Origin of the sequence: Pedobacter sp. BMA (assembly GCF_001027745.1) — a bacterium.
Lineage (GTDB): Bacteria > Bacteroidota > Bacteroidia > Sphingobacteriales > Sphingobacteriaceae > Pedobacter.
In genome coordinates this window covers 66,678-83,958 of the sequence record NZ_LECU01000001.1, presented here as the reverse complement: position 1 = coordinate 83,958, position 17,281 = coordinate 66,678, and the positions used below count along the sequence as shown (strand labels likewise).

At 43.1% G+C, this 17,281-nt stretch carries 11 protein-coding genes; 8 read left to right on the top strand and 3 right to left on the bottom strand.

From position 1 onward, the window contains the following. Window positions 1-87 precede the first annotated feature (87 nt). Window positions 88-1,053 carry a S41 family peptidase gene (locus AB669_RS00335; RefSeq protein WP_047797306.1) on the bottom strand — a complete coding sequence of 322 codons (966 nt, stop codon included), beginning with the start codon at window positions 1,051-1,053 and terminating at the stop codon, window positions 88-90. Between the two features lie 332 nt (window positions 1,054-1,385). Here AB669_RS00335 and AB669_RS00330 point away from each other — a divergent pair, with 332 nt between their 5' ends. Beyond that, a complete protein-coding gene (locus tag AB669_RS00330; RefSeq protein ID WP_047797305.1) occupies window positions 1,386-1,751 on the top strand; it encodes a response regulator transcription factor in 366 nt (121 codons plus the stop codon). Here the strand turns inward: AB669_RS00330 and AB669_RS00325 are convergent, their stop codons facing one another. Both AB669_RS00325 and AB669_RS00320 read right to left on the bottom strand, forming a co-directional pair. Then, on the bottom strand, window positions 1,752-2,234 hold the full coding sequence (locus AB669_RS00325) for a MarR family transcriptional regulator (RefSeq protein ID WP_047797304.1): 483 nt from the start codon (window positions 2,232-2,234) through the stop codon (window positions 1,752-1,754). An 8-nt stretch (window positions 2,235-2,242) separates the two neighbouring features. Further along, entirely contained in the window at window positions 2,243-2,743 is a 501-nt protein-coding gene (locus AB669_RS00320; protein WP_047797303.1) for a GNAT family N-acetyltransferase, read from the bottom strand. Window positions 2,744-2,904: 161 nt separating this feature from the next. Between AB669_RS00320 and AB669_RS00315 the strand changes: the two genes are divergently transcribed. From AB669_RS00315 to AB669_RS00285, 7 genes are all read left to right on the top strand, one after another. Beyond that, complete coding sequence (locus AB669_RS00315) at window positions 2,905-3,447, top strand: RNA polymerase sigma factor (RefSeq protein WP_047797302.1); 543 nt, start codon at window positions 2,905-2,907, stop codon at window positions 3,445-3,447. A 52-nt stretch (window positions 3,448-3,499) separates the two neighbouring features. Next, window positions 3,500-4,474, top strand: coding sequence for a FecR family protein (locus AB669_RS00310; RefSeq protein ID WP_047797301.1), 975 nt, complete (start codon window positions 3,500-3,502; stop codon window positions 4,472-4,474). Window positions 4,475-4,596: 122 nt separating this feature from the next. Further along, complete coding sequence (locus tag AB669_RS00305) at window positions 4,597-7,803, top strand: TonB-dependent receptor (RefSeq protein ID WP_082120542.1); 3,207 nt, start codon at window positions 4,597-4,599, stop codon at window positions 7,801-7,803. Between the two features lie 16 nt (window positions 7,804-7,819). Further along, on the top strand, window positions 7,820-10,324 hold the full coding sequence (locus AB669_RS00300) for a phosphocholine-specific phospholipase C (RefSeq protein WP_047797300.1): 2,505 nt from the start codon (window positions 7,820-7,822) through the stop codon (window positions 10,322-10,324). 21 nt (window positions 10,325-10,345) lie between these two features. Beyond that, window positions 10,346-13,618, top strand: coding sequence for a TonB-dependent receptor (locus AB669_RS00295; RefSeq protein ID WP_047797299.1), 3,273 nt, complete (start codon window positions 10,346-10,348; stop codon window positions 13,616-13,618). 175 nt (window positions 13,619-13,793) lie between these two features. Continuing rightward, a complete protein-coding gene (locus tag AB669_RS00290) occupies window positions 13,794-15,128 on the top strand; it encodes a putative sensor domain DACNV-containing protein (RefSeq protein ID WP_047797298.1) in 1,335 nt (444 codons plus the stop codon). A gap of 111 nt (window positions 15,129-15,239) precedes the next feature. Beyond that, entirely contained in the window at window positions 15,240-17,237 is a 1,998-nt protein-coding gene (locus AB669_RS00285; RefSeq protein WP_047797297.1) for an ATP-binding protein, read from the top strand. Window positions 17,238-17,281: the final 44 nt, after the last annotated feature.

The window sequence follows — 17,281 nt, the reverse complement described above, 5'->3', positions numbered from 1 at the left end:
CGATCGTGGAACCCATTGCCAGTCTGGTATTATCAAGCTAATGAAATCTGTAGCATGGTGAAGTATCCCTGAGTTGCGGCTGAAAAATCATTTAGCATGTTTAGCAACGTAAACCAAAGTCTCCTGAAGCCATTGGTCACTTTTCAGTAGCACATCAGGTGCAACTCCAATGCCTTCTATGGAATGTCCATCTTTGGTTTCGATCTGACAGTTTGGAATAAACATCCAGAAAATGGTATCTGTTTCAGGTGTCCTGAATCCTTGTGAGGTACCCGGATTACCAGCACCTGCCGTAGTGTCACCAAGAATTATTGCTCTTTTCATTTCCTTCGCCGTAAATGCAAAATATTCAGCAGCTGAAAATGTGTTTTTGGATGCTATGATATAGATTGGCTTGTCAAAAAAAGTCGGACCATCCTTATAATTGAAAATTACTTCACTCTGATGCCATTCTTTATCTCCGGTGCATTTCTTTTTCAATAGCGTTTGATATCCTTTATCGCCATACAAAAACTGATTAAAGAATGCACTGCTTGCTCCATCGCCGCCCGGATTCTCTGTTAAGTCAAAAATCAAACCCCTACAGCCCGTAAGTGTGTTTAGGACTTTCCGAATTTCCCTGAATGCGTTTTCATTTGCAATACATAAGTCCCATTTGATGTATCCAATATTGTTTTTTAAAATCCTGTAATCACTAATTCCAGCAACAGACTGCTTAAGCGGTTTTACTTCCTCCGCATTCTCAGGATTAGCCGGGTATGCTGTTACATTGAAATGCTTGTCGTGTGTTTCTGCCTGGAGAAACGATGTGATCATTCTGGCAGCTTGTGTCGGGGTCAAATGATCGAATTTTTTCTGGCTTTCCATTTTCGTTAATTTATTAACCAAATCCACGGCTTTTGCTTTATCAAAGTATTGCTGTGAAAGATTAGCTTTCAATATGGTCAACAGCATATCAACATCGTTTTTCGAAGTTAATTTAGGTTGGTGTGAGCAGGATAGGATGGTGAGAAATGAAAGAGATAAAATCAGGAGGAAGTATTTTTTAAACATTCGAGCACATTTTTAATAAAGGTATTAAAAGTTTAGCGAATCGATGATGTGATGGTTTAATAAATCTAGTAAGACGAAATACCTTCATTAAGCATTTGTTTTAAAGGAGTTGCTGAAATCTGTTCGGATGTTTATCAATGGCATTACGCAGATTCAATTTTATAACGTTACTATTTCATGCAAAAGGTGATTTTGAAACCTTGTGGCGGGCTTTTTAATACTCTTATTTTTTAGTCTTAAATCAAATATTTTCATTATGTGGCAACAAATTGTAAACAATATCTAAAAGTTGTTGTTATGCAGTCAACCCGAACTGATTTACTAAGACAAGCATGCCAAAAAAAATATGTATCCTCGAAGACGATGCCGATATAAGAGAAGTAATTACCCTGGTGCTGGAAGGCGAAGATTATGAGGTATATGCCTTTTCAGATGTTTCCTCCTTCATGGCCCGCAAGATTGTGAATGAACCTGACCTTTATTTATTGGATATCAGGCTCCCGGACGGAAACGGTCTTGAAGTTTGTAAATTTCTGAGATCTGGCGAAAAAACAGGTCATATTCCAATTATTATGATGAGTGCTCACGAAAGGATTGACCAGATGAAGCTTCAATGCACAGCTGATGACTTTATTGCCAAACCCTTTGATATTTATCAGCTGGTAGGGCGGGTTAATCAGGCTCTTTTGGCGAGCTAGTTATTCCGCTTTTTTCATGATATCCTTTGCCCTTTCAAAAAAAGTTTTTTCTGCTAATTGCTGCTCCACTTCCACAATTGCTTTCATGAGGTTGTTTTGTGTGTCCGTTAATTCAGTAATTGCTGAAGTGATAATGCCCCAAACGGGCTGCATCTGTTCTACCAGTTTTTTTCCTTTAACAGACAATTGTACCAATCGTTTGCGTTCATCGTTTTTATCCTTTTTGGATGAGATTAGCTTTTCCTTTTCCAGTTCTTTCAAGAGGGTAATCGTAGAGGGATGGGTATAACCAATTTCTGTAGCCAGTTCTACAATGCCTAATACCGGTTTGAAATGCAGTGTGTAGATTACCGGGAACCACTTCGGCTCGAAGGTAATTCCATTCGCTTTATAGATCAGAAAGCCATCCTTCCTGATTTGTTCGCTCAGGCGTTGCAACCTGGTGGAAATGGCCAGCAGGCCCGATTCGTCGATTACATTCATGAAATTATTTAGGCACTCAAATGTAAATGATAAAATTTATTATCCGCCATCATCCTTGGGAAATAGCCGGGTAACTCAGCTGCGTCGATCTCGTTAAAACTGTTTTTTTCGTAAAACCGGTGTGCTGCTTTGAGCATATCCACTGTACCCAGGTAAATATCTGTAATTTGTTTTTCAGCACAGAATGACACAAGTGTTTCCAGCAAAAGACTGGCAATGCCGTATTCTTTGCCCCTGAATTCTTTTTTTACAAACATTTTTCGAAGCGCACCTGCCTGGTGTCCAATATTAAGCAAAGCAATTGTTCCTGCCAGTTCGCCGTTTATTTTTACACCCCAGAAATTACCGCCTCCTTGATGGTAGCTCGATTCGATATCCAGCAGGTCGGGTTGGCCTTCAATAGTAATGGGTACATTAAATTCAATTTGCTGGATAGGCAAAATCAGGTCGATAACAGTTTTGCAATCTTCATTCAGCAAAGGGGCAACGGTTAATTTCATAGTGTTCATATGCGCTCAATTATTTTATGTTCAAATATACGTAGTTGACTACGTAAATAAAATACTTAAGTTGAAAAAGAAATATTATCCGGATAAGTAACAAAGCCGTTGTTCAATTAAGCTTAACGGTGCCTTAACAATTGAATATCTAGTTTTGCCGGCAACAAATCATGATGAACGGCAAGACAGACATTGAGCTTCTTCAAGCCATCCAGGCTGGAGATGAAAAAGCATTTAAATGTGTTTTCGATGCTTACTGGCAGAGGCTGCTTGCTGCCATTGTTCAGCTCATAGGCGATGAAGATCAGGCTAAAGACATTCTTCAGAACACCTTTGTTACCTTTTGGGATAAGCGTGGGAGTCTAATTATTTCCGATTCGCTGTGGCCATTTCTATTCCGGATTGCCAAAAACGACGTGATTGATCTTTTTAGAAAGAATAAGGTCCGTTTACAGGGAATGGATCTGCTAATCGCCGATCTTCAAAATCATTCTGGAATCGAAGAAAGCATTAGTTTAAAAGAATTGCAAACAGAAATTGATGCAGAGTTGGTAAAGATGCCTCAAAATATGAAGTTATGCTTTCAACTAAGCCGTGAAGATGACAAGTCGGTACGCGAAATATCACGGGAACTACACCTGTCAGAGCAAACTGTTAAAAACAATATTTCTGAGGCGCTTAGGCGTTTGCGTGGCAGATTAAAATTAACCTAATGTTAATATTCGCTTAAAGTACTTTCTTCGTTTTCAAACGCTTTATGGATGAATGAAACCCGAAGAGCGAAAAATCCTTTCCAGAATCCTGATGCAGTATAAAGCCGGGGAGCTGGATGAGAAGAGGAAAACAATTATTGACCGCTGGTTCTCTGAACCAGAATACCAGGGGGCGGCAAGCTCTGAGCAGGATGAGCAACTTGCTGCTCAGCTTTTTGCGGGTATACTTTCTAAAACCACCCGCAAGCGCAAAACATCTTTCAGTGCTATAGCGAGCTGGTCTGTTGCCGCTTCCATTTTACTTGTTGCGGGAACCATATTGTTTCTGAGAAATCATGCCCATCAGAAAGCGGCTGAAAGAGTTGCTTACGATACTTTCACTACCTTAAAAGGGCAGGTAAAAGAAATAACACTTTCCGATGGTACGCAGGTTTTCATGAATGCTGCTACCTCCCTTCGTGTACGTAAGAATCTGAACAGATCTGAAAAACGAATCGTGATGCTGGATCGGGGAGAAGCATTTTTCAAAGTAAAACGCGATGCCCGACACCCTTTCAGTATCTCTTCAGGTCAATTCATTACCACAGTATTAGGCACCTCCTTCAATATTAACTTTTATCCTGAAACCGGAGCTTATCAGGTAGCGGTAAATACAGGAAAGGTAAAAGTTGAAAAAACACAGGGCAAGGAGTTACGTACACTACATGCCGGTCTTACGCCCGGCGAGGTGATCCGTTACGATTTGCGAAGCGGTGAAACAGCACTTACCAGAGACAGCCAGAAACAGCTCTGCAGTTGGAAAAACGACCGATCGGTATATATCGATCAGATGGATTTAGCTCAAATTGCCCAGGTTCTTAGCCGCCAGTATAATATTCCGGTGAAGATATCCGGACCTAAAACAAGAAAATACTCGTTTAAACTAGGTTACCTGCCGCTGGCAGATGCGTTGCTTGAGATAGCCCGCAATACCGGTGTGAGTTACGAACAAACCAATCAAATGATCACCCTTAATCCGGCAAGATGAACTAAAGTTAAATAAAAAAAAGAACCGGATTCCTACTCCAATAGGAACCCGGGGAAGATGGCTGCTGAAGCAGTGGCATCTTATACTAAATCAATTTCCAAAAATCAATTAAGCAAATAAATATGCGAGTTTATTACCATTTTTTTAACCTTTCGAAAAGAAATATTTTGTTTTGGGCTCAGCCGCTGCTGATTTGCCTGTTTTTAGTTTTTTCTGCCGCCAGTTCTTATGGTCAAAGTACCGATGCTTCTATCCGTGGCCGGGTTACTGATGAAAAGGGGATAGCAATCCCCGGAGCCTCTATTGTTGTACGCAATGAATCAACTGGTTTCAGAACCGTTACGGCCACCGGCAAAGATGGAACCTACGCCTTAATTCAATTGCCACTGGGCAGACCCTACAGCGTAACGGTTAGTTATATAGGCTATCCAAAGCAGGCTAAAACCGACCTGGCGCTGAACCAGGGGGACAATATCGTGGCCGATTTTAAACTGAGTGAATCCAATACCCAGCTAAATGAGGTAAACATAAGTGCGAATACGCTAACTAAACGTATCGATAGGCTTGGATCAAGTACAGCCATCACGGCGCAGAACATTCAACAACTGCCAACGCAAAACAGAAACTTTAACAACCTTTCTGCTCTTGCACCTACAACGAATGGAACCAATATTTCAGGTCAAAGGGCATCTTCTACCAATTATTTAATTGACGGTGCCAGTGCCAGGAACAACCTAACTTCAGGTGCTATTGGTAGTGGTCCGTATTCCTTATCGCTGGAGGCCATCCGGGAATTTGAGGTCGCGGCCAATGTTTATGATGTGAGCAGGGGTAGAGAAGGTGGTGGTACCGTGTCAGCCGTAACAAAATCAGGAACCAATACCTTAACAGGTTCGGTATTTGATTATTATCGCTCGGATTTCCTTGCGAGCCCTTACGATATCCGTGGAAACAAACGGGTACAGAAATTCACCACCAATCAATATGGATTTAGTTTGGGTGGACCAATTATCAAGGACAAGCTTCATTTTTTTACCGCCCTTGATCGTCAGGATGAAACGATGCCGTTTTTTATCGCCGATATCAGGGATGATGCTGATGCGATAAGTCTGGGGATCAGTAAAGGTGCCCTTGATAGTGTGGTGAACATTGGCAGAGCAAAATATGGTTTGGGATCGGGCCCTCAGGTGGGCGAATTCCAACGGAAAACCCTCGCCAATACTTTCTTCGCAAGGATTGACTGGCAGATTAATGATCAACATCGGTTAACTATCAGAAACAATTATAGCGACTGGTTAAATCCTGTAAGTAACAGTGATAATTCCAATATTAACCTTTTTGAAGTATGGGGCGATTTTAAATCCAGAGAAAATAGTACACTGGTTTCACTGCGCTCACAATTCAGTCCAAATTTTTTAAACGAATTTAAATTGCAATACCAAACCGCTACACGGGATTATGTACCCAACAGCGAGCTTCCGGCTGGGAATATTCCAAGAGCGATTGTTACCGTACGCTCAACCTTACCTAACGGTACGCTGGGCAACAGAACGGTTCAGTTGGGCGGACAACGTTTCTTTCCGGAAAATAACCTGGAGAACCAGGTCCAGTTAATCAATACCTCTTATTACAATGTAGGTAAATATAAGTTCACATTCGGTACGGATAATACCCTGACTTACATGGACACTTATCTTTCAAGCGAGCAGAATGGCCGGTTTATCTTCAATAGTCTGGCCGACTTCAATAACCTTAATGCATCACGCTATGCAAGGGAAGCGCCAATTAATGGCATCCCAACGGTACAGCAATATTTGTTAAACCTATCCTTATTCGGGCAGGTGGAAACCGACCTTGGTAAAGACATAAATGCGATGATTGGTCTTCGTTATGATGTAACCAGCTTTTTAACCCAGGCGGATTACAATCCGGTCGTGGAGCGGACGCTGGGACTTCGTACTGATAGCAAAATTACAGACGCAGGTAAAATCCAGCCCAGATTCCAACTAACATGGGATGTTAACAGTGAGAAAAAAGACATCATCCGTTTAGGTGGCGGATTGTTCTCATCTTATCCGGTAAACTATGCTCAGGTGAATAATATTCAGAATAGCGGAACTAAGGTCGCTTCGATTGATGTATCCAGACCAGCCTCCGGGCCAAGCCTGGTACCAACGCCAAATTTCCCGCTATACCGCCAGGACCCCTCAACCGTTCCGGGTGTAATTGCAGGCGCACCTGTAGTGTCCACAATCAACCTGAATGACCCGAACCTGAAAATGCCTTCAATTTTCAAAGCTAACCTGAGCTATAACAAAATTATCGGCGATCGCCTGCGACTGGGAATCAACCTGCTGTATTCCTACACGAAAAATAACTACGTCTATCTGGATAAAAACCTGGTGGATAATCCGTATTTCACTTTGGCTAATGAAGAAAACAGGGGGGTGTTTGTACCGGCTGCATCCATTACAGCAGCTGGAATTACCAATAATGTTTTAGGCCGTAAAACCAGTGAAGTAGGCCGTGTACTGATGCTTACCAATGGTGCCACGCTGGAACAGAAAGCGATGATTTTAGATGCAAGCTTTCGTTATTTAAAAGATGGCTATATCAATGTTGGCTACACGTTGAATGATGCGAGAGATAATTCATCTTACAATGGTAATGTGGCTAACACTTCTACATTCAGGCCGGTAAAATCGGATCCGAGAGATTTATCGCAGGTAGTTTACTCTGATAATCAGTTCAGAAATAAGCTTGTTGTTTACGGAAGTACACCAAGCTGGAAAGGCTTTTCGGCGGCTGCCACATTCAGGGGTATTGGCGGAACGCGTTATTCTATGACTGTTGATGCGGATATTAACGGTGATTTTGTTGGTGGCCCGGGTAATGATAATGACCTCGCTTTTGTTTTCGATCCGAACAGTCCGCTTACCAGCGCGGCCAACAAGGCTTCAATGGAAAAAGTGCTGAATAATCCTGATAACAGATCGAAAGAATATATCCTTAAAAGTCTGGGTAAAATTGCCGACCGTAACGGAGGTATCAACCCTTTTTCAGGAACATTCGATATCCGCGTTCAAAAGGAATTCAAAACTTATAAGAACCAGAAACTGACTTTAAGTTTTGATGCCTTCAACTTTGCCAACCTGCTCAATAAAAACTGGGGGGTAAACTACAACCTTGGCGACCAGACCTTACTTACAGTTACGCGTTTCGATCAAACAAAAAAACAGTATGAATATCGTGTAAACGAAAACGTGGGGGTAACCCAGGCGGCAGGCACGCCTTACCAAATTCAACTTGGCGCGAGATACTCATTTTAAAGCACTTTTTATAAATATGGATTCACGTAGAGATTTTATTAAAAAGGCAGCCCTCCTCTCAGGAGGCGCTGCCTTAGCCGGAGCAATGCCGCCAGCAATTCAGAAAGCACTGGCTATTAATCCGGCAATAGGCAGTACTTTTTATGATGCCGAGCACATTGTGTTTCTGATGCAGGAAAACCGGAGCTTCGACCACGCCTTTGGAATGTTGCAGGGAGTAAGGGGATTCAATGATCCAAGGGCAATTAACCTGCCTGATAAAAATAAAGTCTGGCTGCAAACCAATAAAGATGGTGAAACCTATGCACCATGGCACCTGGATATTAAGGACACCAAGATTGCCTGGATGGGATCGACCCCGCACAACTGGACCGACCAGACGGATGCCCGGAATGGCGGCAAGTACAACCGCTGGCTGGATGTTAAAAAGCCCTACAAAGCTACCTATGCACACATGCCTTTGACTATCGGTTATTGCAAGCGCGAAGATTTCCCATTTTATTATTCCCTTGCTGATGCTTTTACCGTTTGTGATCAAAACTTTTGTTCGGTAATTGCCGGAACACACCCGAACCGTTATTACTGGATGACAGGAACCGTGAGGGAACAAAATAAGCCTGAAGGTGTGGCACATTTATGGAACATCAGCAACTACGATAAGCCCACTTTAAACTGGAAAACTTATCCCGAACGGTTAGAAGAAAATGGAGTTTCATGGAAAATATACCAGAATGAACTGACCATGGGTTTCGGACTGAACGGAGAATCAAGTTCCTGGCTGAGTAATTTCGGAACTAATGTGATGGAATATTTTGAGCAGTATAATGTGCGTTTGACACCAGGAGCAATTTCCAATCTTCAGGAAAAAAAGGAACTGCTTTTAAAACAAATTGCCGAATCGGGCAATGAAAATTTAAGTGAAGAGGAAAAAACCAAGCTGGAAGCAATCAAAAAACTGCTCCTTAAAACTCAGGATGAAGAGCAGAAATATACCACGGATGCCCATGCGAAGCTTTCTACACAAGCTCAAAAACTGAATGCAAATGCATTTACGGTGAATGCCGGCGATGAGCATTTCCATGCCCTTCAGCCAATGACTTATGAGGATAAAGGCGAAAAACGCGAGCTGAATATCCCTAAAGGCGACATCCTTCACCAGTTTAGAAAAGATGTTGACCAGGGAACACTGCCTACAGTTTCCTGGCTAATGACTCCGGCAAACTTTTCTGATCATCCGGGTGTGCCTTGGTTTGGTTCTTGGTTTGTAAGTGAGGTAATGGACATCTTGACCAAAAATCCCGAACAATGGAAAAAAACAATCTTCATCGTGACTTACGATGAAAACGATGGCTATTTCGACCATGTACCACCTTTTGTACCGCCACATCCTTTTAAAGCACATTCAGGAAAAGTTTCTGATGGTATTGATACGAAGATGGACTTTGCTACCAAAACTCAGCAAACTAACCCTTCGATGAAAGAGGCTAATATCCGCGAAAGCCAGATTGGGCTGGGTTATCGTGTACCGATGGTAATCGTGTCTCCATGGACCAGGGGTGGCTATGTGAATTCAGAGGTGTTTGATCATACATCTTCACTGCAGTTCCTGGAGCACTTTATTGAAAGAAAGTACAAGAAGAAGGTTCTTGAGGAGAATATCACCCCGTGGAGAAGAACGATTTGCGGAGACCTGAGCTCAGTATTTCGCCCTTATAACGGTGAGCAGATTTCGTATCCGAAGGGTTTGGTAAAGGAAGCGTTTATGCAGCATATTTATTCAGCAAAGTTTAAAGAGCTGCCGGATAATTATAGAAAACTGAGCGCCGAAGAGATCGATATGATTAATACTGATCCGGCTAGTTCTCCTTATTTTCCTAAGCAGGAAAAAGGAATCCGTGCAGCCTGCGCACTACCTTATGAATTGTATGTGGATAGCTCAAAGACTGATGGCCGGATCAAAATTAACTTTGCTGCGGCAAATCAGGTTTTTGGTCAGCGTGCTTCCGGTGCCCCTTTTACCGTTTACGCCATGAGCCCTTTTAAAGGAGAAATTTTACGGGTATGGGATTATACGGTAAGCGCCGGAGATCATTTGACCGATGAATGGTTAGCCACGGATTTTGAAAACGGGCAATACCATCTCAGGGCTTATGGTCCGAATGGCTTTTTTCGTGAATTTGCCGGTACTTCGGTCAACTCAGCGCTTCAGGTTGAATGTAATTATCAGTCCGGTTTGTTGAAAAACAGTTTATCTGGAAACCTTGATTTCACTTTGGACAATACCAGCGATAAGGCAATTGTAGTGGATATTGAAGATATGGCCTATAAAACCGGTTTGAAAACAATTAAGCTTGCTGCCAAAGCAAAAGTTTCGGTTATAATGGACCTTGCTAAAAGCTACCGCTGGTACGATTTCAAGGTCAGTGTGAAAAATGAGTCACACTTCTTCGAACGTTTTGCGGGACGAGTAGAAACAGGAAAAGAAGGAAAAACGGATCCATTAATGGGAGGAGTGGTTTAATGATGTCCACTTAGATGCAATATGCGTACCCTGATCATTTTACTGCTGCTGCTTAATTTGTCTGTGCTTGCGCAGACAACCCGGACAAGTTTGTCGGGCAGGGTAACTAATGATCAGGGTTTTGCAATTGCTGTAGCTACGATTACGCTTAAGGATTTAAGTAAGGGGACAACTTATGGTTGCGTAAGCAATCAACAGGGCGGCTATCAGATTTCCGGCATCATTCCAGGTGGCCCTTACCGGCTGGAGGCTTCTTCTCCGGGCTTACTCCCTTTCCTACGTGCTGAGCTTTATTTTTCCCTTGCGCAACCCCAGGAAATCAATATCGTACTGGAAAGCGCACCGATTATTTTAGCTGATATCAATATAGCTGTTTTAAAGAAAGCGGCGTCAAAAAGTTCCATGCAGGCCGCACATGGTATACAGATTCCACAGGATAAAATCAGGATGCTTCCCAGTCTAAAGCGGTCCATTGCCGATTTTATCCGTCTGGATCCAAGAGCAAACGGCGCTGCAATAGCAGGTGGAAACTATCGGCAAAACTTTATTACAGTAGATGGCTCGGAGTTTAATAATAACTTTGGTGTTGGAGATAACCTCCCGGGAAACGGAGCGCAGCCCATCTCCCTGGATGCCATTGCAGAAATTTACCTGAATAATGCGCCTTATGACGCAATTTGGGAATCAGGTTTCATTGGCAGTGCCGTAAATATCATCAGTCGCTCAGGAAGCAATACACTTCAGGGATCGGCCTATTCTTTTTTGCGTGAGTCGGCGGGTAACGTGAGCCTGGCTACTGTTGGTAATCATGGGAGAACAGGAATCAGTTATGCACTCAACGGATTTAGATTGGGAGGTGCCATTAAAAAAGATAAGCTTTTTTATTTTATTAGTCTGGAACGGGAAACTGAAGTATATCCGCCGCAGATTTATCACGCAGCTACCAGCGATATGCCCTATGGAAGTGCGGCTGATATTGCCCGGCCAAATGCATCCGAGCTTGATCAGATCAGCAACTATCTATCAACTCAGTATGGCTATCATACCGGAGCTTATCAGGATTACGACTTTAAACCTGCCAGTAACCGTTTGCTGGGCCGTTTAGACTGGAATATTGCGGAGAATAATACTCTGAGCCTTCGCTACAATCAGCTCATGAGCAACAGGCCTGAACTGGTAAATGGTTCGCGTAGTCCGCTTACCCCGTTTTCTTCCAGTGCAGGAAGGCGTGGTATCAATGCACTCCCATTTAGCAATTCAAATTTCGATACCAAATCCATTTTTTATTCGCTTTCTGCAGAGTGGGATTACCGTTTATCGTCCACTGTGAATAACGCCCTTCGCGCCTCCTTTACCCGACAACATGAATATCGGGTTTCGGATAGCAGACCTTTCCCTTTTGTCGATATCTTAAAGGACGGACTTCCTTTCACTTCTTTTGGTTATGAACCCTTTTCGATGAATAACAAGCGTCTGGTATCTTTATACTCTGTGAGTGATATTCTGCGCTGGAAACCAGGCCGGAACAGCTGGATAATCGGATTTCAGGCAGACTATATGCAAACGCAAAACAGCTACATGCCTTTTGCTTCGGGCTATTATACGTTTGCTTCGTGGCAGGACTTTGTATCGGGTAACAAACCTGTCGACTATGCTCTAACCTTTGTGCCGGAGGGAATGGATAACGATCCATCTTACGCCTTCGATTACCTTAATCTATCGGCTTTTGCGCAACACACCATTCATGGCGGTGAGCGCCTGCAGCTTGATCTGGGCGCCAGGGGCGACATGGCACTTTACCCACGGAATCTGGCAAGCAATCCAGCTGTATCATCCCTTGCATATGCTGAGGGAGAAAGGATAAACACCGCTTTTCTTCCCAGCCCGGCTTTGCTGCTTTCTCCAAGGCTGTCGCTCAGATATGCTGTGTCAGCTGATGGGGCGATCGTGATGAAAGCGGGAACAGGAATATTCACCGGCAGGATCCCTTTTGTATGGGTGATCTCTCAGGCAAGGTACTCGGGCGTGAATCAGATCAGTCAGACCTGGCAGGGACAGCAAAATACCCCGGTATCTTTCGACCCGTATCCCCGCCAGCTTTCGGTATCAAAGGGAATCCATGTCATTCCGGCTGTGGTCAGTGTCCTCTCGCGCGATTTTAAAATGCCACAAAGCTGGAAAAGTACACTATCTCTCGAAATGAAACTGCCAGGAGGCCTAAAAGGAAAGTTTGAACTTACTTTTAATCGTGATATACGAGGCATTTCTTTCCGTGATTTAAATCTCGTTAAGCCACTAACATTGAATATTAGCGGATATCCTGATCACCGGCTGGTTTATCCACAGCGAAATAACCTAAAATACATTAATCCCCTGAATGCGAAGGGGGAACGAGATGCCTCGGGGAATTCTGCGATGAGTGTGGTATCAATTTCGAATTCCTCAAAGGGTTATTATTCTTCGGCGCTGTTTACTTTAACACGCAAATTTTCTTCAGGATTGGATATTTCAATCAGTTATGTAAAAAGCAAGGCTAAAAATTACAATGATGGAGACGGCGATCAAACACTTTCTGCCCTGAATTCTACCCCATCGGTAAACGGGATAAATGACCTCCCACTGGCGGATGCTGGTTTCGTTATGCCACACCGGATCGTATCTGCCCTCACTATGCCCATTGAGCTTGCACGCAGAATCCGTTTAGATCTCGGACTTTTTTATCAGGGAAGTTCAGACGGGAGGTTTTCTTACACCTACGGAAGGGATCTAACTGGGGACGGTGCAAACCGGTCGCTCATTTATATTCCAAAAAATCCTTCTGAAATTAATTTTTCTCCGATCAGGGCATCAGGTACTAATTCTGCAATTGTTTTTTCGGCAATCGACCAGCAGAAAGCTTTTTTTTCGTATATCAGTCAGGATAAATACTTGAGCAGGAGAGCCGGAGAATATGCGGAACGTAACGGGGCTTTGATGCCATGGCGGCACCAGTTTGATTTGAAAGTCAGTCTGAATCTTTTGCTAAAGGGAAGTGCTCGTGAGCATTCCCTCACAATCAGTGCTGATGTGTTAAACCTGGGTAACCTGCTCAATGCTGACTGGGGTGTACGAAAACTGGTAAATGCAAGTTCTATTCTGATTCCGGTTAATCTGGATCAGGTAAGTGCAAATGGTACGGCACCAAGCTTTCAGTTCGCCACTATTGCGGGTAAACTCGTTGAAAGTACGTTTAGAAAGGATAACAGTGTCAACTCAGGTTATTTAATTCAACTGGGGCTCAGGTATTCTTTTTAGGGGCTCGAGTTGTCGTATACTGTTTTAAGGTAACTTTATAATGCAGTTGTGTGGGCAAAATTTGTGAGCAAGTTTATTGTGGGTTCATATTCGGGCATTTGATTGGTAATCACTTAATTATTGTGAAAGCAAAACCTTTGCTTTGGCTTGTTGTTTATCATTAAATTCATTCGATTTGGAAAATTCCCGTCCACAGGACCTTGCCGTATTGGTCCAAAATAAGCTGAAATTAAATAGAAGCAGGGTGCCTGTTCCTGAACTGAGCGTTTTGGAGGCCCTGTTTGATTGTTTGTTCTATTCGAGCATGTGCAAGGAGGAGAGTGATTTGATTAAAGTAACGGTTACTTTCATCGATCCGGAAAATCCCGATCCAAAGCCACCGGGTTTTATTGTTCCGGAAAGGTGGAGCTGCGTGGCTTTTGAAAAGCCAATCGCAATGAATACAAAAGCACTGGCAAAACTTTCAAAGGCTGCAGATCCCTCGAGTTCATCGCTTGCAGTATACTTCAATGATAAGGGCGGGCTTTACATATGGGGCATGATTGACCAGGCGATGCATTATCAGAATTTTTTAAACTATGAGTCGGATACCGATTCTGAACAGCCGGGCCTGTTTCAGGTTGCCGTAAGTGATATTGGCACGCTCCACGTGTTTTTCGACTATGAGTTATTGGCTACCCTGAAGCAGAATGTGCTGGTAAAACGTTATCTGGATGTATTGACAATCGGGCCCATATCTAAAATGCTTAAACGGAATGCAGAGTTTCTGAAGATAGCTATACATCAGTATCTGGATGAATTTCATCCTGCCGAAAAATATCAGGACTGGGAAGAATATCTTGATGGCCTCTGGATTCAAACATTTTCAAGGCTGTTGCTCAAGATTCAGAATTATCAGCATGGCGGGGCCATATTGATTGCCGACGATCGTGCAGACCTGGATATCAAATACCAGATTCACTATGAGCGGCTTACACTTGCCATGATTGCTCATGCTAAATCAGCAATTGATAACTTCGTTTCCGAAAATACCATTGAGGGCCAGTTTCAGTCTGGAAAAAGTTCAATTAGCAGGAAACTATACCAATGGGAATCGCAGGCCTTGAGCGAAAAGAAAGGCACCGCGGATGAGATTAAGGGTTCGATCAGTTTTATTGCTTCCCAGACCTGTGTAGATGGAGTGGTCCTTTTTGATCGAAATATGATTACCAATGGCTTCGGCGCGGTATTGAGGGCGAAAGGGATGCCCAAAAAAATCTATGTTTCTTCAACAGCTACCGCTACGCCAAAATCACTGGTTCCTTATGATCCGAAGCACTATGGTACCCGGCACCGCTCAATGATTGCCTACTGCTGGAAACATCCGAATTCCCTTGGATTGGTGATTTCTCAGGATGGAGATATCAGGGTATTTTCAAAAATTGAAGACAAGTTGATTATGTGGGAAAATATCAAAACCCAGCAGTACCTTACAAACCGCTCACAACGACAGAAAAGCACTTTGATTTAGAGTGTTATGTTTCTATTAAACCCGAAACGGATGAAAACCCTGCGAAATATGGCTTCCCTCATGAACATTTTTCTTATTTTTCCGTTTAAAAATAATATCTGAAACGACCTTATGAATAAACCATCTGGCAAGCCACATCCCGCTTCTACAAACGATGAACGGTTCAAAGCTTTACTAAAAGCAACTTCCGACGTTGTTTACAGTTTGAATCCCGACTGGAGCATTATGTATGAGCTTGACGGTAGAGGCTTTCTGCTTGATGCCAATAAGCCAACACCAGAATGGAAAACCAGAAATGTTTACCATGAAGACCTTGAGATGGTAGAGGCTGCAATAGCATACGCCATTGCAAACAAAAGTATTTTTCAGCTCGAGCATCGGGTGAACCGTGCAGATGGAGGAATCGGATGGACATTTTCCCGTGCAGTGCCCATTTTTGATAGTGAAGGCGAGATTACTGAATGGTTTGGTTTAGCGTCGGATATTACCGAACGGAAATTAGCTGAACAATCCCTTGCGCAATCACGAGATATTCTGGAGCAGCAAAAACGCACTTATGAAACCATCACTTCGGGTACCCCTGATTTAATGTATGTTTTTGATCTGGACTACCGCTTCACGTATGCCAATACAGCCCTCCTCAATATGTGGGGAAAAACGTGGGATGATGCCATTGGAAAGGGACTTATTGAAAATGGTTACGAGCAATGGCATGCCGAAATGCACGAGCGTGAAATTGACAGCATCAGGGAAACAGGGAGTAGTATACGGGGCGAGGTTGCATTTCCGCATGCCACATTGGGCAGGAGGCTTTATGATTATATATTAAATCCTGTATTTAATGAAAGCGGAGAGGTAATTGCCGTATCTGGAACCACGAGGGATGTTACAGAAAGAGACCAGTGGGAGCAGCGCCTGAAGGAAAGCGCAGAAAGACTGCAGGCGATGAATGAAGAATTTGCTGCTATAAATGAGGAACTTACTTCATCCAACGAACAGATACTGGCAACAAACGAAGATCTGACTGCTGCAAATGAAGCACTTCTGGATGCAAAACATACCATTGAGGAAAGTAAACAGGCCCTTCGCCTGGCTATTGATGCTGCAAATTTTGGAACCTGGTACATTCACTCTGTTACCCGGGAATTTATAACCGATGCCCGGTTGAAAGAGTTGCATGGATATTACCCTGATGAACCACTTACTATCGAGCAGGCCATCGCGCAAATTACCGACGAGTACAAGGATTATGTATCACAAAAGCTTGAAAATGCCATTTACAACAACGGAGACTACGATGTTACCTATACCGTTATCGGTTTACATGATCAAAGATTGCGCTGGCTGCGGGCTATTGGTAATCTTAAATCAGACCCATCAGGTGCTTTCTCGGCTTTTACGGGTGTGGTGATGGATATCACAGAGCAAAAAATGGAGGATATCCGGAAAAACGATTTCATGGGTATGGTGAGCCATGAGCTGAAAACGCCATTAACCTCATTATCGGCCTACCTGCAGTTGCTTGAAATGCGTTCTCAGGGAAACACTGATCAGGTTATCCGCCGGGCCATATCACAGTCTGTAAAACAAACCAAACGCATGACTGATATGATCAACGGTTTCCTTGACTTTTCCAGGCTGGAAGCTGCTCAACTAGAAGTGAGCCGGTCTGATTTCGACATTGCTAATTTAATTAAAGATGCGCAGGAAGAAGTTACCATGCTTTACAGTACCCATAGGTTTATTTTTGAACCGGTTGAAAGCCAGGTAATCAATGCCGACAAAGGTAAGCTGGGACAGGTAATTGCAAATTTGATTGGGAATGCCGTCAAATATTCTGCGCCTGATTCAATGATCCAGGTTTCCTGTACTTCTAATCAGGATGAGATAAAAGTTAGTGTGAAGGATCAGGGAATCGGCATCAGGAAAGAAGAGCTTCCAAAATTATTTGAACGCTTTTACCGTGTAGATAACAATAACCTGATTTCTGGTTTTGGAATAGGGCTATATGTATCTTCTGAAATCGTGAAACTTCATGGCGGAAAGATATGGGCTGAAAGTAATTTAGGAGAAGGTTCTGTATTTACTTTTACTATTCCATTAAAATAGAAGCGCATTTAAAGTATTAAATATTACACCCGTATTAAATGGTT

Coding starts and splice junctions, on each gene's coding strand:
- AB669_RS00310 (WP_047797301.1), top strand. CDS start 3,500: ATGAAACCCGAAGAGCGAAAAATCCTTTCCAGAATCCTGATGCAGTAT.
- AB669_RS00320 (WP_047797303.1), bottom strand. CDS start 2,743: ATGAACACTATGAAATTAACCGTTGCCCCTTTGCTGAATGAAGATTGC.
- AB669_RS00330 (WP_047797305.1), top strand. CDS start 1,386: ATGCCAAAAAAAATATGTATCCTCGAAGACGATGCCGATATAAGAGAA.
- AB669_RS00305 (WP_082120542.1), top strand. CDS start 4,597: ATGCGAGTTTATTACCATTTTTTTAACCTTTCGAAAAGAAATATTTTG.
- AB669_RS00315 (WP_047797302.1), top strand. CDS start 2,905: ATGATGAACGGCAAGACAGACATTGAGCTTCTTCAAGCCATCCAGGCT.
- AB669_RS00300 (WP_047797300.1), top strand. CDS start 7,820: ATGGATTCACGTAGAGATTTTATTAAAAAGGCAGCCCTCCTCTCAGGA.
- AB669_RS00325 (WP_047797304.1), bottom strand. CDS start 2,234: ATGAATGTAATCGACGAATCGGGCCTGCTGGCCATTTCCACCAGGTTG.
- AB669_RS00295 (WP_047797299.1), top strand. CDS start 10,346: ATGCGTACCCTGATCATTTTACTGCTGCTGCTTAATTTGTCTGTGCTT.
- AB669_RS00285 (WP_047797297.1), top strand. CDS start 15,240: ATGAATAAACCATCTGGCAAGCCACATCCCGCTTCTACAAACGATGAA.
- AB669_RS00335 (WP_047797306.1), bottom strand. CDS start 1,053: ATGTTTAAAAAATACTTCCTCCTGATTTTATCTCTTTCATTTCTCACC.